The organism is uncultured Stenotrophomonas sp. (genome assembly GCF_945952405.1).
Lineage (GTDB): Bacteria > Pseudomonadota > Gammaproteobacteria > Xanthomonadales > Xanthomonadaceae > Stenotrophomonas.
In genome coordinates, this window is sequence record NZ_CAMFIA010000010.1 from 39,253 (window position 1) to 58,632 (window position 19,380).

The 19,380-nt window shown below is 68.1% G+C and carries 15 protein-coding genes; 4 read left to right on the forward strand and 11 right to left on the reverse strand.

The genetic code is table 11. The features are described 5' to 3' along the window. Nucleotides 1-255: 255 nt before the first annotated feature. From Q0P60_RS11845 to Q0P60_RS11855, 3 genes are all read right to left on the reverse strand, one after another. The gene (locus Q0P60_RS11845) at nt 256-2,319 is read right to left on the reverse strand and encodes a TonB-dependent copper receptor (RefSeq protein WP_294993278.1); all 2,064 of its coding nucleotides are present in this window, start codon (nt 2,317-2,319) and stop codon (nt 256-258) included. Between the two features lie 72 nt (nt 2,320-2,391). Beyond that, nucleotides 2,392-2,823, reverse strand: a complete 432-nt coding sequence (locus Q0P60_RS11850; RefSeq protein ID WP_294993280.1) for a DUF2946 domain-containing protein — start codon at nt 2,821-2,823, stop codon at nt 2,392-2,394. Between the two features lie 230 nt (nt 2,824-3,053). Beyond that, nucleotides 3,054-4,037, reverse strand: coding sequence for a LysR family transcriptional regulator (locus tag Q0P60_RS11855; RefSeq protein WP_294993282.1), 984 nt, complete (start codon nt 4,035-4,037; stop codon nt 3,054-3,056). Nucleotides 4,038-4,245: 208 nt separating this feature from the next. Here Q0P60_RS11855 and cysK point away from each other — a divergent pair, with 208 nt between their 5' ends. Together cysK and Q0P60_RS11865 are read left to right on the forward strand one after the other, a co-directional pair. Next, the gene (gene cysK / locus Q0P60_RS11860; protein ID WP_294993284.1) at nt 4,246-5,205 is read left to right on the forward strand and encodes a cysteine synthase A; all 960 of its coding nucleotides are present in this window, start codon (nt 4,246-4,248) and stop codon (nt 5,203-5,205) included. Between the two features lie 212 nt (nt 5,206-5,417). After that, a complete protein-coding gene (locus Q0P60_RS11865) occupies nt 5,418-6,017 on the forward strand; it encodes an O-acetyl-ADP-ribose deacetylase (protein ID WP_294993286.1) in 600 nt (199 codons plus the stop codon). A gap of 71 nt (nt 6,018-6,088) precedes the next feature. Here the strand turns inward: Q0P60_RS11865 and Q0P60_RS11870 are convergent, their stop codons facing one another. The 8 genes from Q0P60_RS11870 to gap form a co-directional block, all read right to left on the reverse strand. Further along, on the reverse strand, nt 6,089-7,231 hold the full coding sequence (locus Q0P60_RS11870) for an ABC transporter substrate-binding protein (RefSeq protein WP_294993288.1): 1,143 nt from the start codon (nt 7,229-7,231) through the stop codon (nt 6,089-6,091). A 129-nt stretch (nt 7,232-7,360) separates the two neighbouring features. Then, nucleotides 7,361-8,365: a class I fructose-bisphosphate aldolase gene (locus tag Q0P60_RS11875; protein ID WP_271261146.1), complete on the reverse strand. Its 1,005-nt coding sequence runs from the start codon at nt 8,363-8,365 to the stop codon at nt 7,361-7,363. Between the two features lie 196 nt (nt 8,366-8,561). Then, nucleotides 8,562-10,028 carry a pyruvate kinase gene (gene pyk, locus Q0P60_RS11880; RefSeq protein WP_294993291.1) on the reverse strand — a complete coding sequence of 489 codons (1,467 nt, stop codon included), beginning with the start codon at nt 10,026-10,028 and terminating at the stop codon, nt 8,562-8,564. Nucleotides 10,029-10,243: 215 nt separating this feature from the next. Next, nucleotides 10,244-10,897, reverse strand: coding sequence for an HAD hydrolase-like protein (locus Q0P60_RS11885; protein ID WP_294993293.1), 654 nt, complete (start codon nt 10,895-10,897; stop codon nt 10,244-10,246). Beyond that, nucleotides 10,894-12,069, reverse strand: coding sequence for a phosphoglycerate kinase (locus Q0P60_RS11890; RefSeq protein ID WP_294993296.1), 1,176 nt, complete (start codon nt 12,067-12,069; stop codon nt 10,894-10,896). The genes Q0P60_RS11885 and Q0P60_RS11890 overlap by 4 nt, the downstream gene beginning before the upstream one ends. Before the next feature lie 215 nt (nt 12,070-12,284). Further along, nucleotides 12,285-13,661, reverse strand: a complete 1,377-nt coding sequence (locus tag Q0P60_RS11895) for a DUF3999 domain-containing protein (protein ID WP_294993298.1) — start codon at nt 13,659-13,661, stop codon at nt 12,285-12,287. Next, complete coding sequence (locus Q0P60_RS11900) at nt 13,658-16,318, reverse strand: DUF2339 domain-containing protein (protein WP_294993300.1); 2,661 nt, start codon at nt 16,316-16,318, stop codon at nt 13,658-13,660. Before Q0P60_RS11900 ends, Q0P60_RS11895 begins: the two co-directional genes overlap by 4 nt. A gap of 125 nt (nt 16,319-16,443) precedes the next feature. Continuing rightward, nucleotides 16,444-17,448, reverse strand: a complete 1,005-nt coding sequence (gene gap, locus Q0P60_RS11905) for a type I glyceraldehyde-3-phosphate dehydrogenase (RefSeq protein ID WP_005414333.1) — start codon at nt 17,446-17,448, stop codon at nt 16,444-16,446. Between the two features lie 193 nt (nt 17,449-17,641). On the opposite strand from gap, the gene Q0P60_RS11910 reads away from it, so the two are divergent. Continuing rightward, complete coding sequence (locus Q0P60_RS11910; protein WP_294993305.1) at nt 17,642-18,271, forward strand: OmpW family outer membrane protein; 630 nt, start codon at nt 17,642-17,644, stop codon at nt 18,269-18,271. A gap of 288 nt (nt 18,272-18,559) precedes the next feature. Beyond that, entirely contained in the window at nt 18,560-19,378 is an 819-nt protein-coding gene (locus tag Q0P60_RS11915) for a S1/P1 nuclease (protein WP_294993308.1), read from the forward strand. Nucleotides 19,379-19,380: the final 2 nt, after the last annotated feature.

Consider the following 19,380-nt stretch of genomic DNA (forward strand, 5'->3'; position numbering starts at 1 on the left):
GCGGTATGTGCCAAGCGTTTACCGGCGTGGAACCGGCGCCGCGATAGCGCCGTGAACCCGTTCCGTGCAAGGCTGCTGGCGGCAATGTCGGCGTGTGTCGAGGTGTATCCAGCGCCCCATCGCGGCGCCGGCCATCGTAGAGTCGAATCTGCCCGACGGAGGGCGTCGGGCGGGGGCGGATCCTGGCGGGGATCCGGCCCCGTTTTTTTCCGACAAGGCCGCGCACCGCGTGGCGGCCTTGCTGCTGCGGGCAGGTCAGTAGCGGTAGTTCACCTTCATCCACACGCTGCGGCCCGGCTCGTTGATGCGCACCGGGTCGGCCGGGAAGCCGAAATCGGCGCTGCCGGCCAGGTTCAGGTGTTCGCTGTAGGCCCGGTCGAACAGGTTGTCGACGCCCGCACTGAGCTGCAGCTGCGAACTGAAACGGTAGGCCGCATTGAGTGCGAAGGTGGCGAAGCCCGCGCTCGGTCCGAGATCCTGGGCGACGACATTGCCCTGTCCATCCGCGACACGGTGCTGCCGGGTCACCGCGCGCAGCAGCGCACCCGCGCTCCAGCGCTGGCCTTCCCAGTTCGCGCTCAGGCGCGCCTCCAACGGTGGCATCTGCGGCAGCGGACGCTGCTGGTCGCGGTTTTCGCCCCAGGCATAGGCCAGCGTGCCTCCCAGTTTCCACTGCTCGTCCACGCTCACCTCCACGCCCGCTTCGGCACCGGCGATGCGCGCATCGATGTTGCTGGCCTGGCTCATGCCCATCATGCCGCTGCCGTGGTAGGTGAACAGGATGTAGTCCTGGATCTGCCCGGCATACGCCGAGACCCAGGCCTGCACGCGCGGCCCCTTGTACTGCAGGCCGACATCAAGCTGGGTGGTGCGCTCGGGCTGTACGCCGGTGAACGCGTTCACCGCGCCTGCCGGACCGTGGTTCGGCGAGAACAGCTCCCAGTAGTCGGGCATCCGCTCACTGTGGCCGAGGCCGGCGTACCAGGTCAGGCCGTCGGCCAGGTCCTGTTCGTAGCGCAGGAAGCCGCTGCCGAGCCACTCCTTGCGGCGCTGCCCGGAGGTCGGATTGGGCATGCTTGCCATCATGCCGCGGATCGACTGCCGCTCATCGCGGACGCTGGCGCGATCAATACGCAGGCCGCTGATCCAGCGCTGGCCGGTGCCGGCGCCCAGCGTCAGTTCGCTGAACACGCCCTGGCGACGGAACCTGGCATCGGTCTCCCAGGCCGCCTGCCGGTAGGTATCGCGGCCCATGCCCAGGCGGCCGCGGTGACGGCTGTCCTCGGCATCCACACCGGCCACCAGCTGCACGTCCTGCCAGCGCCACTCGGAACTGATCCGCCCGCCCTGGGTGCGGCGATCCACGTTCGAGGCCATCGGCATCGGCATCATGCTGTGCGGGTTGGGCGTACGCAGCGTGTAGTTGTCCATCACGTGGTCGGCGTTGTTGTAATACACGTTGGCCTGCAGCGTGTCCCAGGCCCCCGGCAGGTTGCGTTTCTCGAAGCGCGCGGCATAGCTGGTGCGTTCGAACGCCGCACCATCCATACCGCGCCCCGCATAGCGGGCGATGGCGTCGCCGGCACCGGCGGAGAGTTCCAGCAGGGTGTCGGCATCGGGCGTCCAGCCGATGGCCACGTCGCCATTCCACTTGCGCCACTTCGACGGCACCACCTCGCCGTGGCCGTCCTTGTAGTCATCGGCTTCGGAACGGTTGCCGCTGGCGCGCACATAGCCGGTCGGGTTGCCGAGGGTCAGGTCCAGCACCTGGTCGTTGCGGTTGCGCGATCCGACCAGCGCACTGGCATCGGCACGCACGCCCGGTTCCTCGAAGCGCGGCGTATCACGCTCGAAGCGCACCGTTCCGGCCGAGGCACCGGCGCCCCAGCGCACGCTCTGCGGGCCCTTGATGATGGTCAGCCGATCGAAGCTCTCCGGCGCGATGTAGGACAGCGGATTGTCCATGCGTGACGGGCAGGCGCCGATCAGGTTGCCATCGTTGCTGAGGATGTTCAGGCGCGAACCGAACATGCCGCGCAGCACCGGGTCGCCGTTGGTGCCGCCATTGCGGATGGCGGAGAAGCCGGGAACGGTCTTCAGGTAATCGGCACCATCGCTGGCCGGCACCGGCTGCCGCGGCAGGCGCGGATCGGTCACCCAGTGCAGCGGCGAGGACGGTGCGGCGGCGGTGACCACCAGGGTGTCGAGGGTGCGCGCCTGTTCGGCAGGCGCGGCCTGGGCCACGGATGCAGCCACGGCCAGGCCAAGGGCAACCGGCAGGCGCAGCGGGGCGCCCGCGGGGCGGGAAGTCATTTTCATTGGAACAGCTCCAGGGTACGCACGCGCGCACGCCGCCCGTGCAGGCGTCGTGCGGCAGATTCAATAGGGAAATCAGCGGACGATGGAGCGCTGCGGAGGTCCGCGCGCGGCATGTGCCGGCCAGCGCAGTGCGGGCAGCACCTGCTGCGACCAGGGGAACGCCAGCCGCGGCCGCCACAGCAGGGGCTGCAGCAGCACCAGCACGGCCAGCCACGGCAGCAGGCGCATCGCCAGCACGCAGTATTCGCAGGCTTCACCGTGCATGGCATGCGGATCGGCCGGGCGACTGGGCGCGGCCGGTGCGGCGCCGTGCTGATCGTGCCCTGGCATGGCCATGTCGTGCATGTCGTGGCCCATTGCGGCAGGGTCCATGCCGGCCATCGCCGCGTGGTCCATCGGCGGCGCCTGCAGCGCGCGACTGACCAGCGGCGCGAACACCATCAGCAGCGTCGCCAGGACGGCGAGCTGGAGCAGGAGGCGCTGCGGGCGGGACAGGCGGGTCACCCCGCTAGTGTAGAGCCGGGTCCAGGGTTGCCGGTGCGACGAACCGTCGCAGGAGCGGTGTTATCAGCAGGGCTGCGCCCTGCCGTGTCGACCAAGGTCGACACCTACCAACAGCCGTCTGCAGTAGATCCACGCCATGCGTGGATGAATCGAATCCAAAAGCATCCACGCATGGCGTGGATCTACCGTGTCGACCAGGGTCGACACCCACCAACAGCCGCCGGAATCTGTCAGACCGTGATGGTCTGGGTCAACGACTCCCAGGTCGGCGGCAGCGGCCACGCCGCCGTCTGGTTGCCATCCAGCACCCGCCGCAGGTCGCGCGGATCGATCTGCGGTGCCAGCACATGCACCAGCTCCAGCGCGTAGTCACGCAGCACACGGTCGCGCGGCAGCACCGCCCAGGCGATGCACTCGGCGATCGGTGCCGGCGCCGGCCACGCCTTCAGGTCTTCATCGTTGGAACTGACCGCCATCTCGGCCAGCAGACCGACACCCAGGCCGGTGCGCACATAGGTCTTGATCAGGTCGGCGTCGAGCGCGGTCAGCGCCAGGTCCGGCACCAGCCCGCTGGCGGCGAAGGCACGCTGCAGCGACGAATTCGGGCGGGTCGAGGACTCGTAGCTGATCAGCGGCTGGCGTGCCAGCGCGGCCAGGTCCGGTGCGCGGCCGGCGCGGTCCAGCGGATGGCCCTTCGGGACCACCACCAGGCGCCGCCAGCGGAACAGCGGCACCGCGATGCCATCGGTGGGCTCGCCGCCCGCCGTGCTGATGATCGCGATGTCGGCATCGCCCTGCTTCAAACGGTCAAGCGCGTCGGCCTCGGCCGCCTGCTGCAGGTGCACGCTGACCTGCGGGTAGGCCTGCTTGATCGCCGCCACCGCCGGCGGCAGCACGAAGCGCGCCTGCGTGTGGGTGGTGGTCAGGATCAGCTGGCCCTGGCTCTCACGGCGCTGGTTGGCTGCATAGGTGCGGATGTTGTTGGCTTCGGCCAGCACTGCGCGGGCGCGGGCGATGACCTCGGTTCCGGCCGGCGTGACCGATTCCAGGCTGCGCCCCTTGCGCACGAACAACAGGAACCCGAGCTCGTCTTCCAGCTGCTTGAGCTGCTTGGACAGGCCGGGCTGGGTGGCGTGCACGCGCGAGGCGGCCAGCGTGATGTTCAGCTCGGCGTCGGCGATGGCAACCAGGTAGCGCAGCTGGGTCAGCGTCATGGGCGGGCAGGCGGCATGGGGCGGAGGTCCACTCTAGGGTCAATTGCCGTCACCAGCTTATAACCAAAGGTTGTTTAAGAAAGGCATCTGGTCATTTCCGGGCGTCATATGCCGGCGCTACGGTCAGCCGGCAGCCGCTGGCCTGAACGGCCAGCCTCCCCCCTTCGCCCGCCGCAGCCCGGCGCGGCCCCGCTTCCGGAGCGCTTCCATGGCCCTGTACGACTCCATCCTCGACACCATCGGCAACACCCCCATCGTCAAGCTGCAACGCCTGGCGCCGCCGCAGGTCAGCGTCTACGCCAAGGTCGAGTCGTTCAACCCGGGCGGCTCGGTGAAGGACCGCCTGGCGCTGGCGATCATCCTCGACGCCGAAGCGCGCGGCCTGCTCAAGCCGGGCGACACCATCGTCGAAGCCACCTCGGGCAACACCGGCGTGGCGCTGGCAATGGTCGCCGCCGCGCGCGGCTACAACTTCGTGGCGACCATGGTCGAGACGTTCTCGGTGGAACGCCGCAAGCTGATGCGCGCCTATGGCGCCAAGGTGATCCTGACCCCGGCCGCCGAGCGTGGCAGCGGCATGGTGCGCAAGGCGCGCGAGCTGGCCGAGCAGCACGGCTGGTTCCTGGCCAGCCAGTTCGCCAATCCGGCCAACCCGGCCTACCACCGCAACACCACCGCCGCCGAGATCCTGCGCGATTTCGCCGGCAGGCGGCTGGACTACTTCGTCAGCGGCTGGGGCACCGGCGGAACGCTCACCGGCGTTGGCGAAGTGCTGAAGGTCGCGCGCCCGCAGACCCGCATCATCGCCACCGAACCGGCCGGCGCGGCACTGCTCAAGGGCGATGACTGGAAGCCGCACAAGATCCAGGGCTGGACCCCGGACTTCGTGCCGGACGTGCTCAACCGCGACGTGGTGGACGAACTGGTGTCGGTCGAGGACGACCGCGCCATCGCCACCGCACGCCGCCTGGCCGCCGAAGAAGGCATCTTCGTCGGTATCTCGGCCGGCGCCACCGTGGCCAGCGCACTGGACGTGGCCGCCCGTGCCGAGCCGGGCGCGGTGATCCTGGCGATGTTGCCCGACACCGGCGAGCGTTACTTCTCCACGCCGCTGTTCGCCGATGTGAACGAAGGTTCCGACGACGACTGGCTGGCCGGCCTGCCGTGAGGCGCAGGGCCGGATCCCTTCTGCGTTCGGGAAAGCGCTCTGGCCCCTCTCCGCTTCAGCCTGCGTGAAGGCGGCGCCCGCCATCGTGCGTGAAGGCCGTCGGATCGCAGCGCGTGAGACGGTCATGACGCAGTATCAATGCCCTGTCCCCTACCGTGGGAACAGCCGGCGCAGATACTGCGCGGATCACCTCACAGGCAGGAGACGGACGCATGAAGATCGAAGTTTGGCAGGGCGACATCACGACCCTGGCGGTGGATGCGATCGTCAACGCGGCCAATGAAACACTGCTCGGTGGTGGCGGTGTGGACGGCGCGATCCACCGCGCGGCGGGTCCGGCGCTGCTGGCCGAATGCGAGCAGTTGCCGGAACTGCGCCCGGGCGTGCGTTGCCCGACCGGCGAAGTCCGCGCCACCGCCGCGTATGCATTGCCGGCGCGGCATGTACTGCATACCGTGGGACCGGTCTGGCATGACGGCCAACGCGACGAGCCGGCGCTGCTGGCCAACTGCTACTGGAAGTCGCTGCAGCTGGCCGAATCGCTCGGCGTGCAGTCGATCGCGTTCCCGGCCATCAGCTGTGGCGTGTACGGCTATCCGCTGTATCAGGCCGCGCAGGTTGCGGTGACCGAAACGCTGGCCTGGCAACGCAGCCATGCACAGCCGATGCGCATCGTGCTGGTCGCGTTCAATACGGCAACGGCCAAGGCCTACCAGCAGGCGCTGGCGGCCGCCGGCCAGAGCATGGACAGCGAACCGCGCAGCCCGTTGCTGCCGCCGCTGGGCGATACGGGCTTGGCTGCCGCGCATTGAGCCGCAGCGCCGCAGGGAAAAGAAAAGGCCGGGCAATGCCCGGCCTTTTCCGTTGTACCTTTGCGTCGGCCTCAGCGGCTGGCGGCTTCCACCGCCGCAGCGTCGTCGGCCACGGCTGCGGCGTCGGCAGCAGCACGCGCAGCCGAGGCGGCGGCACCTTCGGCGCTGGCGCCATCCACCTGCACGCGCAGCTCCACCAGGCCCTCGCCATTGTTCAGGCTGGACACGTCCACGGTGTAGTGGCCGGCCGGCAGCGTCTCCTGCAGGCGCGCATTGGTGCCGTTGCCGCCGTCGTCGTCGGACAGTTCGACATCGGCGCCGACCACCCGCAGCACGGTATCCACCTGGCTGGAGATCGCATCCAGGCGCACATCGGCCGGACGATCCAGGGTCAGCAGGAAGCGGCGGCGGCCCTCGGTGTCGAGCATGGTGTACACGCTGCCCGACTTCGGCAGCGCGGTGCCGTCGCGCTCGACCAGGTTGCCCGGCAGTTCGATGCGGCTGGCCGACAGGGTGAACATGCCGCTGATGCCGGCACCGAGGCCGCGTGCGGTCAGCGTGTACTTGCCCGGCTTCAGGGTCAGGCTCAGCCGCGAGTTGGTGCTGTCGCCACCATCGTCGTTCTCCGCCTCCACGCCCTGCCCGGACAGCTTGAGCACCGGATCAAACACATCCGACACCAGGCGGATCTCGTACAGCCCTTCCTTCTCCACCTGCAGGGTGTAGTCCTGCGAGTCGCCGTCCAGCATGTCGACGATCTCGCCATTGCCCAGCAGCGGCTTGCCGTCGTACGGCTTCAGCTTCTCGGCGCGCAGTCGGTAGGGACCGAAGTCGGACGGGCCATCGGCATTGACCGCCACCTGGTAGGTGCCGCCGCCATTGGCGCGGAATGCCAATGAGACATCGCCCTCGCGCTCGTAACCGGTGGTGCTGGTGGACACCAGGCTGCCATTGTTGAACACGGTGATCGAGCCGCTGAGCGTGCCGGTCAGCTTCAGGCCAACCAGCTCCTTGTCTTCCAGCTTGATCTGGTACAGCTGGTGGTGGCTGCCGTCGTTGAAGTTGATGCCACTGCGCGTGGTGATCTCGCCGGACACCGGCTTGTCGAATTCGAGCGATGCGGCCTTGCCTGCATCCGCGCCGCCGCCGATGCGGTTGCAACCGCCGGCGACCAGGGCCGTGGCAACGGCCAGTGTGAGTGCTGCCAAACGCATGTTGTTTCTCCTTGGCCTTCCATGTGGTTCCCGCGAACCGGCCGGGTACGCAGGGGCGGAAAAGATACCCGCAAAAGCAAACGCCGGCATGATGCCGGCGCTGCCTTGTTCATCCTGCGAGGGAACGGATCAGCCGTTCCACTTGCCCAGCGCAGCCAGGCCGTTGTCTTTGGCACGCTCGTACACGGTCTTCTGGGCAGCGGCGTAGTTGCCCTTCATGTCCTTGGCCCACAGCTTCAGCGCGGCCTGCTGCATGGCGCGACCGTAGGAGAAGCTCAGCGGCCACGGCAGGTTGCCCAGCTGGTTCATCGCGTTCAGGTGTTCGGTCGACTGCTCGTCGGTCTGGCCACCGGACAGGAACACCACGCCCGGCAGGATCGCCGGTACGGTGCTCTTCAGGCACATCACGGTCGATTCGGCCACTTCCTCGACGTCGGCCTGCTCATCGCAGCCCTTGCCGGAGATGACCATCGAAGCCTTCAGGATGGTGCCTTCCAGCAGCACGTTCTGCTGGTACAGGGCGTCGAACAGCGAACGTAGGGTCGCTTCGGTCACTTCGTAGCAGGTCTCGATGTCGTGGTCACCGTCCATGATCACTTCCGGCTCGACCATCGGCACCAGGCCGCATTCCTGGCACAGCGCCGCATAGCGGGCCAGCGCGTGGGCGTTGGACTCGATGCAGGTACCCGACGGGATGCTCTCGCCGATGTTGATCACCGCACGCCACTTGGCGAAGCGCGCACCCAGCTTGTAGTACTCCTGCAGGCGCTCGCGCAGGCCGTCCAGGCCTTCGGTCACCAGCTCGCCCGGGCAACCGGCCAGCGGGTGCGCACCCTTGTCCACCTTGATGCCCGGAATCATGCCGTGGTCGGCCATGTACTTGGCGAACGGCACGCCGTCCTTGGTCGACTGGCGGATGGTTTCGTCGTACAGGATGGCGCCGGAAATATGCTCGTTGAGCTTCGGCGTGGTCAGCAGCAGCTCGCGGTAGGCGCGACGGTTCTCCTCGGTGTTCTCGATGCCGACGCCAGCGAAACGCTTGGCGATGGTAGCGGTGGATTCGTCGATCGCGATGATGCCCTTGCCCGGGGCAACCATGGCCTGGGCGGTTTCAGCCAGCTGTTCGATGCTCATGTACTTCCTGTGGCGGGTGCGGGAAAAACGTAAGTATAGCCCCGCCGCCTGTTGCCCCGACGTGGAGGGCAGGCTGGAAACGATTCCAATGTCCGCACAGGACAGCGGATGTCCTGTTGCGCCGGGTCAGAGCCCTGGCGGGGATCTGACCCGGGGTCGGATCCGCAACGCGGCTCCGACCCCAGGCCAACACTGCTTACAGGTCGCCCAGGCCGATCGCGCGGCCGTCGTCGCCGACTTCCAGCAGGCGCAGCGTGTTGGTCGCGCCCAGGGTTTCCATGTGCTCGCCGCTGGTGAACACGACGCGGTCGCCGGCCTGCAGCAGCTCCGATTCAACCAGCAGGCGGATGCTGCCACGTGCGGCTTCGCGCGGAGTCAGGCCACGGCTGTCGAAGTTGATCGGGTAGACATCGCGCATCAACGCCATCTGCCGGCGTGCACCGTCATGGCGGGTCACTGCGAACACCGGCGCCTTGGCACGGAAACGCGACAGGTAGCGCGCGGTGCCACCGGATTCGGTCATCGCCACGATCGCGCGCACGCCCACGTGCTGCGACAGGAACATGGTGGCCATGGCGATCGCCTGGTCGGCGCGCTCGAGATTGCGCGGCGATGCATTGAAGTCGGTCTCGGTCTGGAACTGGCGCTCGGCCCCCAGGCAGATGCGCGCCATCGCTTCCACGGCCTTGACCGGGTAGGCGCCAGCGGCGGTTTCGGCCGACAGCATCACCGCGTCGGTGCCATCGATGACCGAGTTGGCCACGTCCAGCACCTCGGCGCGGGTCGGAATCGGGCTTTCCACCATCGACTGCAGCATCTGCGTGGCAGTGATCACCACCTTGTTCTGCGCCAGCGAGGCCTTGATGATCTTCTTCTGCAGGCCAGGCAGCTCGGCATCGCCGATTTCGACGCCGAGGTCACCACGGGCCACCATCACCACGTCGCTGGCCTCGACGATCTCTTCCAGGTTCTCGATCGCTTCGGTGCGCTCGATCTTCGACACCAGCGCGGCATCGCAGCCGTGCGAGCGGGCGATGTCGCGCGCATCGTTCATGTCCTGCGCGTTGCGGCAGAACGACACGGCGATGAAATCAACGCCGATCTTGGCGACGATGCCGATCAGCTCCTTGTCGCGCTCGGTCAGCGCGCCGAGCGACAGGCCGCCGCCCTGCTTGTTCAGGCCCTTGCGGTCGGACAGCACACCGTCGTTGAGCACGGTGTTGACGATGCGGTCGCCCTGCACTTCCACCACCTGCAGCTGCATCAGGCCGTCGTCGAGCAGCAGCACATCGCCCGGACCGACGTCCTGCGGCAGGCCGAGGTAGCTGACGCCCACCTGGCTGGCATTGCCCGGGCCGGCGTTCTCGCTGGCGATCAGGTCGAAACGGTCACCCGCCTTCAGTTGCACCTTGCCCTCGGCAAAGCGCTCGATACGGATCTTCGGGCCCGGCAGGTCAGCCAGGATGCCCACTTCCACGCCGACGCGGGCCGCAGCAGCACGCACTTCGGCCGCGCGCTTGGCCTGGCCGGAGGGATCGCCGTGGCTGAAGTTCAGGCGTACCACGTTGACGCCGGCGCGGAACAGATCCTCCAGCACGCCCGGCGGATCGGTGGCCGGACCGAGGGTGGCAAGGATCTTGGTGCGACGCTGACGCTCGAACATGGTGAAGGGGCCTCTCCCGATAAAGAACGGAAATTAGCACATCCTTCACGCCGCATGTATACGGTTACAGCCTTGTGCCGCCTGACTCCACGGGTCATGGAACGGACATCGGCCGGACATACGCTGGCGCAGGTAGGCGGTTCCGTGGAACCGGGCCCGTGCCCGGCTGGATCGCAGGCAGGCATCAGCCGGGCCTGGGCCCGGCTCTGCAGCGGCTAGGCCAGCAGCACGGCCAGCTGCGCGGGCTCATGTGCGAGCTGCCCGGCACCGGCGGCAGCCAGCTCCTCTTCGCCACCGAAGCCCCACAGCACACCCACGCTGCGCAGGCCGTGATGACGCGCACCTTCGATGTCCATGCGGCGGTCGCCGATCATCCAGCACTGCGCGGGCTGCACCTGCAGCCGACGCAACGCCTCGCCGACCAGCTCCGGCTTGTGGCTGCGCGAACCGTCCAGGGTCGAACCGACGATCTCCTCGAACAGGCCACCGAACGGCAGATGGGCGAGGATGCGGCGCGCGTGCGGCTCGTTCTTGGCGGTGACCACCGCAAGGCGGTGGCCACGACCATGCAACGTGCGCAGGGTGTCTTCCACCTGCGGGTAGACCGTGTGCTCGCGCCAGCCTTCGGCGTCGAAGCGTTCGCGGTAATAGCCGACCGCCTGCTCGACCCGCGCCGGTTCACCGAACAGCGGCGCGAAGGTGGTGCGCAGCGACGGGCCGATCCAGCCCAGCAGGACGTCCTGCGGCGGCACCGGATGGTCCATCTTCTGCAGCGCGTAGGCGATGCAGGCGGTGATGCCCACCTGCGAATCGATCAGCGTGCCGTCGAGGTCGAAGAACAGGACATCCCTGCTGCGGTCAGCGCTCATGCGCCGCGCGCGTCGAGTGCGGCGACCGCCGGCAGGGTCTTGCCTTCCAGGAACTCCAGGAACGCACCCCCCCCGGTGGAGATGTAGCTGACCTGGCGGGCGATATCGAACTTGTCGACCGCGGCCAGGGTGTCACCGCCGCCGGCGATGGAGAACGCCGCGGAGCTGGCGATGGCACGCGCCAGCGCTTCGGTGCCCTTGCTGAAGGCTTCGAATTCGAACACACCGACCGGACCGTTCCAGACCACGGTGCCGGCCTTGCCGATCAGCTGCGCGTACTGCGCGGCTGTCTGCGGACCGATGTCCAGGATCAGGTCGTCTTCGGCAACGGCATCGACCGCCTTCACTTCCGCAACAGCATCCGGCATGAACTGCTTGGCAGTGACCACGTCGACCGGCAGCGGAATATCGGCCCCCCGCGCCTTGGCATCGGCGACGATCTTCTTCGCGGTATCCAGCAGGTCGGGCTCGTACAGCGACTTGCCGACGTTGTAGCCGGCGGCGGCAATGAAGGTGTTGGCGATGCCACCGCCCACGATCAGCTGATCGACCTTGCCGACCAGGTTGGCCAGCAGTTCCAGCTTGGTGCTGACCTTGCTGCCGGCGACGATGGCCAGCAGCGGCTTGGCCGGTGCATCCAGCGCCTGCGCCAGCGCGTCCAGTTCGGCCATCAGCAGCGGGCCACCGGCAGCCACCGGAGCGAAGCGGATGACACCATGGGTCGAAGTTTGGGCGCGATGCGCGGTACCGAAGGCATCCATCACGAACACGTCGCACAGCGCCGCGTACTTCTTCGACAGGGCTTCATCGTCCTTGCCCTCGCCGACGTTCATGCGGCAGTTTTCCAGCAGTACCAGCTGGCCCGGCTGCACGTCGACGCCGTCGACCCAGTCGCGCACCAGCGGAACCTCGCGGCCGAGCAGTTCGGACAGGCGCTGGGCCACCGGCGCCAGCGAGTCGGCCTCGCTCCACACGCCTTCCTTCGGGCGCCCCAGGTGCGAGGTGACCATCACCGCTGCGCCCTGCTCCAGCGCGCGCTTGAGCGTCGGCAGCGAAGCGGTGATGCGCTGTTCGGAGGTGATGCGGCCATTCTCGATCGGCACGTTCAGATCCTGGCGGATCAGCACGCGCTTGCCGGAGAGGTCGAGGTCGGTCATGCGGACGATGGACATGGGCAACTCTTTGGCTCAGGGACGGGATGCCGGTGGACGGCAGGCCGCCATTGTATCGGGTGCGGCTGGTGGGAGGGCCGATGCCTGCGGCCGGCAGTGTCGGAGAACAATGTAGAGCCGAGCCCATGCTCGGCTGGATCATCGCCAACAGCAGCCGAGCGTGGGCTCGGCTCTACAGCAAGCGGCCGCCACGGCGGCCAGCCGTTCGCCGGAACCTATTCCGAAGGCGCAGGCTTCTGCCGAAGCAGGCTGAGCGCCAGACCACCCACCACCAGCACGCCCAGGCCCAGCAGCGCCCACAGCAGCCAGGCCTTCCAATCATGCTGTGGCTTCAAGGCCGCGTCGCCGGCCAGGGGCTCGGGGCGGCCTTCCAGGCGTGCCAGGGTCGGCTGCCACGAGGGATCGTTGCGCTGGCGCAGCTCCTCGATCAGCACGCCGATCGGCGCTTCCATCCGGCGTGCGGTCGAACTGCCCACCGCCAGTGCATACGGTGCGGCGCCCTGGCTCAGGAACACCAGCACTTCCGGCTGGTAGCCGAGGCGCAGGGTCGGCGCGGTGGCGGTTTCGGCCGGGTTGGCGACCAGCTTCCAGTAGCGGTCACGATGCACGCTTCCCAACACCTGCGCCGCCGACTGCTGGCGCTGGCCCTGGGCCCCCTGCTGCAGCTGATAGGCGATCCACGGCGCACTGCGGCGTTGCCACTCCGCGCCCTCGTCATCGCGGCTGTACAGCGTCCACTGCACCAGGCTGTTGTCGGTGCTCGCCACATCGGCCCGCGCCACCGGGAAACGGCCGTCCAGCTCGAAGGTGTACTCGCCCTTGCCCTTCGACACCGGCTCCAGTGACAACCATTCCCACGGCAGTGTCGCCGGTGCCGGCGGCAGCTCGGCCAGCACGCTGCGCAGCGTTGGCAGGCGTGCATCGCCCTGTGCCAGCACGCGCAGATAGCGCGCCTCGCCGTCCACCTGCAACCGGCGCTGCAGCAGGCGCTTGCCGGCGCGCTGCAGGTCCACCAGCGGGATGTCGCGCCCGACCGGACGCCAATGCTGCAGATCGTCACTGGCATCCAGCTGCACCTGTGCCTGCAACGGCTGGCCGCTGTCGGCCCAGTCCAGCACCAGTGCTGCCAGCGGCTGCTGGCCGAGCACGCTGGCATCGATCAGCCAGCCGCCCTGCCCGCTCGCCGCGGCCGCGCCACTCACGCGTGCCTCGACCCGGCGCACGCGGCCATCGGTATCGCGCTCGGTCAGCAGCTGCAGGTCATTGCGCTGTGCTTCGGCCAACGGCGGTAGTGCGAACCACGGCAGTTCACGCTGCACCGGTGGCTGCGCCAGCGGCTGGTCCGGCGCCAGCAATGCCGAGGGAAGCGACTGGCCGGCCGCATTGAAGACCTGCAGATCGCCCAGGTCGGCGGCGCCGGAACGGCGGTAGATCGCCGGTTCCAGCACCACGCGGTAAGCGCCGGATTGCGCACTGGACAGCGTCAGCGGCCACTGCTCGGCGTACTGCGTCCGGTAATCGGCGGCCTGTGCCACGACGGCGGCCAGCATGCCGAACATCGCCGGCAGCAGCGCCCTGCTCCACTTCCTCATTGGTTTTCCTCCACGGTCGGTGCCACGCTCGGCGGCGCCGGTGCCAGATAACCCACGACCGTGCACAGCAGGCCGTAGGCGATGAACGATGCGATACCCAGCAGATTGCCCAGGTGCTGACGATCGACAAGGACCAGCTTGGCCAGCACCACGCCCATCAGCACGGCGCCGACCATCCACAACACGCGCTGGCCGCGGCGCGACCCCCACACCCAGGCGATCACGCCGAGCACGCTCCACAGCACGGTCAGGCTGGTCTGCGCCAGGCTGAAGCGCACCATCGACGCGTTCCACGACAGGCCTCCCCATTGGTGCACGCCATGCAACACCAGGCTGGTCAACGCGATGAAGGCGGCCAACGACAGCAACGGCAGGCGGATCCTCAGCAGTGCCTGCGGCGCCTGCGCGGCATACAGCCAGCGCGCAAGCAGCAGCAGGCTCAACCACTGGCCGATCTCGGCCGGATTCAGTACCGGCAGCCACAGCAGCGGAGCCGCGTCGCCCGGCAACAACTGGCCAGCCAGCCAGCCGATCGACAACAGGCCGAACAGCACGCACTGCAGCGGCAGGCGCATGCGGTCGAACGCCGCCCCCAGCGGCCAGCGCAGCGCATTCCATCGCCACAGCGACAACGCCGCCATCAGCAGCCACGGCAGGGTCACCAGCAGGGTGGTCCAGCCCTGTGCCAGATCGGCTTCATTGCCGCCCCACAGGGCCAGCAGCGAAAGCAGCGACGGCCACAGCAGCCACCACAGGAACTGCGCGATGCGCGCCACGCCATCGCCCCCCTGGCGCAGGCACAGCAGCGTGCGCACCCCCAGCACCGCGAACACCGCCCAGGCCAGTGCGCCGTAGCCGGCGAACGGTTGCTGGTGCGCGTCGCTCTGCAGCAGGGCCAGCGGGAAGCCCAGCGCCAGCATCGCCAGCGCGGTCACCCCCAGCGCGCGTGCCGGCTGCCGGCGCTGCACCTCGGCCGCCAGCCACGCGGTGACCGCCGCCAGTACCAGCAGTGCATCCCCTTCGGTGCGATAGGGGAAGAAACGGGTGATCTCATGCACCAGGCCGCCCAGCCACCACAGCAGGCCCCACAGGTAGTAGACCAGGGCGACTTCTTGGCGCGGCCGGCGCTGGTAGCTCCAGGCCGACGCGAACCCTGCCAGGGCCAGCAGCAGCGCACCGATGGCGGTGGGATTGAGCAGGAAGCGCAAGTCCTCATGCCAGTGATCGCCACCGGCCACGAAGGCGAACGCGGCGCCGATCTGCAGCAGTGCACCCGACACCTGCGGCAACCAGCGCTTCTGGCGCAGCCCCAGCCAGGCCAGGCCGGCGCCTTCCAGCGCGAACACCGCACCGGTGGCCCGCGCCGACAGCGCCAACGGCACCGCCAGCGTGGCGAAGCCCACCGCCAGCACCGCATGCGACTGCGCCAGCACGGTGTACGACGCGCGCGCAATCAGCGCCCGCGCCAGCACCGCGTAGATCGCGGCCAGGCCCAGCGCGCACAGCGCCAGTGTCATCGGCTGTTCGTGCAGCATGCCTGCCTGCAGCGAGAACGCGACCAGGGGCGTGCCGAACACCAGGCTGCCGTCGACCAGGTCACGGCGCCCCGCCGGCTGGCGGCGGGCGTACAGCAGCGGGATCAGCAGGTAGAAGGCGAAGAACAGCAGCAGGAACGGCTCGGTGCTGCTGAACTTGTCCGGCGCGTACTGCAGCACGCCCCAGAAGGTGCCGATGCCGAAGGTGAAAGCGAAGCCCAGCAGGTTCAGCGCGCGCCATGGACGGAACCAGGCGATGGCGAAGATGCCGGCGTTGAGCACCGCGTAGTAGCTGAACAAGCCCACGTGGTTGCCGCTGCCGGTGGACAGCCACAGCGGTGCCATGAACCCGGCAAGGATGCCCAGCACGGCCAGGGTGCGCGAATTCTGTACCACCGCCAGCACGCACAGCCCGGCCACCAGCACGATCGAACTGACGAAGGCGAAGCCCGGTGGGATCAGGTCGAAGCGCTTGAATGCGGCAAAGATGGTCAGCAGCAGCACACCGATGGCGCCCCCCTGCAACGCCAGCGCGAACAACCGCCGACGCTCGCGCTGGAACCAGCCGAACGCCAGCAGGCCCAGTGCGGCCACGGTGACGCCGGCCAGCCGCAGTTCGATCGGCAGCACCAGCCAGCCCTGGTCGCTGACGTACTTCAGCAATGCGGCAACACCGGCCAGCAGCACCAGCATGCCGATCTTGACCGGGACGTTGCCCTCGGTGAACCAGCGCTTGACCGCGCCGATACCGCGTTCGATGAAACCGGGCAGCGCCGGTTCGGCGGGCAACGGTGGCTGCAGCGGTGCCGGCGGGACCGGCGGCGGCGCGACCGGCCGCGGTGCCGCCGGCTCGGCCGGGGCTTCCTCGCGCGGCGGCGGCGGTTGCGGCGCCGCTGCAGTTGCAACGACCGGGCGCAGGAACGGCGGATCAGCGCTGGCGACAGGCGCCGCCACGGGCGGTGCAGGCGCCGTCGCGGCCGGCCGCGCAAGCGGCGTTGCCGCCATCGCACTTTCCAGCGCGGCGACGCGGCGGCGCAGGCCGGCGATCATCACCAGCGCCACCACCAGCAGCAGCGGGATGGCCAGCAGGACCAGTACCACCAGGGCTATCAGTGCTTCCATTGCGTGCTTCCATTGCGTTCCCGCGCCCCAGCGGCAGCGGTCGACCGGCCCATGCTACGACAGGGCCGGCCCCATAAACGACGAACCCCGGCCAGGCCGGGGTCCGTGTGCGATCTGCGCCCGCCTTACTTGGCGGCGATGACCTTGGCCATTTCCAGGCACTTGTTCGAGTAGCCCCACTCGTTGTCGTACCAGGTGACCAGCTTGACGAAGGTGCCGTCCAGGGCGATGCCGGCATCGGCGTCGAACACCGAGGTGCAGGTCTCGCCGCGGAAATCGGTGGCCACGACCTTGTCTTCGGTATAGCCCAGGATGCCCTTCAGCGGACCTTCGCTCTGCGCCTTCACTTCAGCGCAGATCTCGGCGTAGGTGGCTTCCTTTTCCAGCTCGACGGTCAGGTCGACCACCGACACGTCCGAGGTCGGGACGCGGAAGCTCATGCCGGTCAGCTTCTTGTTCAGTTCCGGGATGACCACGCCGACGGCCTTGGCCGCACCGGTGGACGACGGAATGATGTTCTCCAGGATGCCACGGCCGCCGCGCCAGTCCTTGTTGGACGGGCCATCGACGGTCTTCTGGGTGGCGGTGGCCGCATGCACGGTGGTCATCAGGCCGCGCTTGATGCCCCACTTGTCATTGATGACCTTGGCCAGCGGGGCCAGGCAGTTGGTGGTGCACGAGGCGTTGGAGATGATCGCCTGGCCGGCGTAGGTCTTGTCGTTCACGCCGTACACGAACATCGGCGTGTCGTCCTTCGACGGGGCCGACATGATGACCTTCTTGGCGCCGGCATCGATGTGCTTCTGCGCGGTTTCCTTGGTCAGGAACAGGCCGGTGGCTTCCAGCACCACGTCGGCGCCGACTTCGTCCCACTTCAGGTTGGCAGGGTCGCGTTCCTGGGTCAGGCGGATCTTCTTGCCATTGACCAGCAGGTCGTTGCCCTGCACCGCCACGTCGGCCTTGAAACGGCCGTGCACGGAGTCGTACTTGAGCATGTACGCCAGATAGTCCGGCTCCAGCAGATCGTTGATGGCCACGATTTCGATGTCGTCGCCGAAGTTCAGCACCGCCGAGCGCAGGACGTTACGCCCGATGCGACCGAAACCGTTGATACCAACCTTGATTGCCATGTTCTCAAGCTCCTGCAGCCGCGACAGGTGCGGCGGGATGGATAGGGCCCACAAGTCTAGCAGGCCGCGGCTGACCACCGCCGGCCAGCCGCAGCCGGCGCCGGGCCGGCAGACAGGATTTGATCCGGATCAAAGCGTTAGCACGGTGTGAGGCCGAGACTGTGGCCATCCACCCAGCAACGAGAACACCCCCATGCGCAAGACCTCCCCCCTGATCGTGGCCAGCCTGGCCGCCGCCCTGTCCCTCGCCGCCACCCCGGCCATGGCCCAGTCCAAGGGCGACTGGACCGTCTCGGCCGGCGTCCACCAGGTGGCGCCGAAGTCGAACAACGGCTGGCTCGCCAACCACACCCTGAAGGTCGACGTCGACAATGACGTGAAGCCGACCATCACCGGTGAGTACTTCATCGCCGACAACCTGGGCATCGAAGTGCTGGCCGCGCTGCCGTTCAAGCACGACATCAACATCAACGGCCTCGGCCGCGTCGGCAGCACCAAGCAGCTGCCGCCGGTGGTGACCCTGCAGTACCACTTCAATAGCAAGGGCAAGGTGTCGCCGTTCGTCGGCGCCGGCGTGAACTACACGACCTTCTTCAGCGAAGACACCACCGGCGCGCTGAAGGACAGCCGCCTGAAGCTGCAGGATTCGTGGGGCCTGGCCGCGCATGCGGGCGTGGATTTCGCGATCGGCGAGAAGGGCGCCCTGCGCGTGGACATGCGCTGGATCGACATCGACAGCAAGGTGAAGCTGGATGGCGAGAAGATCGGCACGGTCAACATCGACCCGCTGGTCTACGGCGTTTCCTACGTCTTCAAGTTCTAAGCGGAGTGTTGAGCGCGGGGGCTTCGCCCCCCGCTCCCCCGCGACACGCAAAACCCTCGCAGCATGTTGCCCCGGTAATCGCCGGGGCTTTTTTTGTTTGCGCGAAAAGTACCGGCATCTGGAATTGGGCGGAGAGGGTGGGGCAGCGGGACCGTTGGTGCCATGGATGGCGCCATCGAGCCCCCATGGATGGGTTTACGGCGTGTCCCGCCGCCCCTCCCGCTGCGCTCCCACTTCGGAACAGGGACACGCCGCTCTTCAATCCACCTACCCCGCTAGAATGAGCGCATGAAAGCCCTGCACTCCTTCTTCCTCGCCGCCGCCCTGGCGCCGGCCCTGCTGTCCGCCTCCGCCCCCGCCCATGCCTGGGGCGCGCAAGGCCATCGCCTTGTCGCCGAAGTCGCCGACGCCCGCCTCAGCCCCTCGGCCCGCGCCGAAGTGGACCGCCTGCTGGCCACCGAACCGGACGCCACCCTGGCCAGCATCGCGCCCTGGGCCGACCAGCTGCGCGCCAAGGACCCGGGCCTGGGCCGGCGCTCGGCCGGCTGGCACTACGTCAACATCGCCGAAGACAACTGCCATTACGAAGCCCCCAAACACTGCAGGAACGGCAACTGCATCGTCGAAGCCCTGAAGGCACAGAGCGCCATCCTCGGCGACCGCAGCCTGACCGACGGCGAGCGCCTGCAGGCGCTGAAGTTCGTCGTGCACCTGGTCGGCGACATCCACCAGCCGATGCACGCCGGCTACGCCCACGACAAGGGCGGCAATGATTTCCAGCTGCAGTTCGGCAACCGCGGTACCAACCTGCACTCGCTGTGGGACAGCGGCATGCTCAACACCCGCAAGCTGGATGACGCCGGCTATCTGCCGCTGCTGCAGAGCCAGCGCGCGCCGAAGCTGGCACGCCAGTCCAACCCGCAGCGCGACCCGCAGGCCTGGGCCGAGGCCAGCTGCCGGATCTCCATGCAACCTGGCGTTTATCCGGCCTCGCGTAAGATCGGTGACGAGTACACCGAGCGCTATCGGCCGCTGGCCGAAGCGCAGCTGCGACTGGCCGGCGAAAACCTGGCGCAGTTGCTGAACCGCGTGCTCGGCACGCGCTGAGG

What these genes read in the sequence shown, in the direction of transcription:
- Q0P60_RS11915 (WP_294993308.1), top strand. Translation starts at nt 18,560, where the DNA reads ATGAAAGCCCTGCACTCCTTCTTCCTCGCCGCCGCCCTGGCGCCGGCC.
- Q0P60_RS11900 (WP_294993300.1), bottom strand. Translation starts at nt 16,318, where the DNA reads ATGGAAGCACTGATAGCCCTGGTGGTACTGGTCCTGCTGGCCATCCCG.
- cysK (WP_294993284.1), top strand. Translation starts at nt 4,246, where the DNA reads ATGGCCCTGTACGACTCCATCCTCGACACCATCGGCAACACCCCCATC.
- pyk (WP_294993291.1), bottom strand. Translation starts at nt 10,028, where the DNA reads ATGTTCGAGCGTCAGCGTCGCACCAAGATCCTTGCCACCCTCGGTCCG.
- gap (WP_005414333.1), bottom strand. Translation starts at nt 17,448, where the DNA reads ATGGCAATCAAGGTTGGTATCAACGGTTTCGGTCGCATCGGGCGTAAC.
- Q0P60_RS11870 (WP_294993288.1), bottom strand. Translation starts at nt 7,231, where the DNA reads ATGCGTTTGGCAGCACTCACACTGGCCGTTGCCACGGCCCTGGTCGCC.
- Q0P60_RS11845 (WP_294993278.1), bottom strand. Translation starts at nt 2,319, where the DNA reads ATGAAAATGACTTCCCGCCCCGCGGGCGCCCCGCTGCGCCTGCCGGTT.
- Q0P60_RS11885 (WP_294993293.1), bottom strand. Translation starts at nt 10,897, where the DNA reads ATGAGCGCTGACCGCAGCAGGGATGTCCTGTTCTTCGACCTCGACGGC.
- Q0P60_RS11865 (WP_294993286.1), top strand. Translation starts at nt 5,418, where the DNA reads ATGAAGATCGAAGTTTGGCAGGGCGACATCACGACCCTGGCGGTGGAT.
- Q0P60_RS11875 (WP_271261146.1), bottom strand. Translation starts at nt 8,365, where the DNA reads ATGAGCATCGAACAGCTGGCTGAAACCGCCCAGGCCATGGTTGCCCCG.
- Q0P60_RS11910 (WP_294993305.1), top strand. Translation starts at nt 17,642, where the DNA reads ATGCGCAAGACCTCCCCCCTGATCGTGGCCAGCCTGGCCGCCGCCCTG.
- Q0P60_RS11855 (WP_294993282.1), bottom strand. Translation starts at nt 4,037, where the DNA reads ATGACGCTGACCCAGCTGCGCTACCTGGTTGCCATCGCCGACGCCGAG.
- Q0P60_RS11890 (WP_294993296.1), bottom strand. Translation starts at nt 12,069, where the DNA reads ATGTCCATCGTCCGCATGACCGACCTCGACCTCTCCGGCAAGCGCGTG.
- Q0P60_RS11895 (WP_294993298.1), bottom strand. Translation starts at nt 13,661, where the DNA reads ATGAGGAAGTGGAGCAGGGCGCTGCTGCCGGCGATGTTCGGCATGCTG.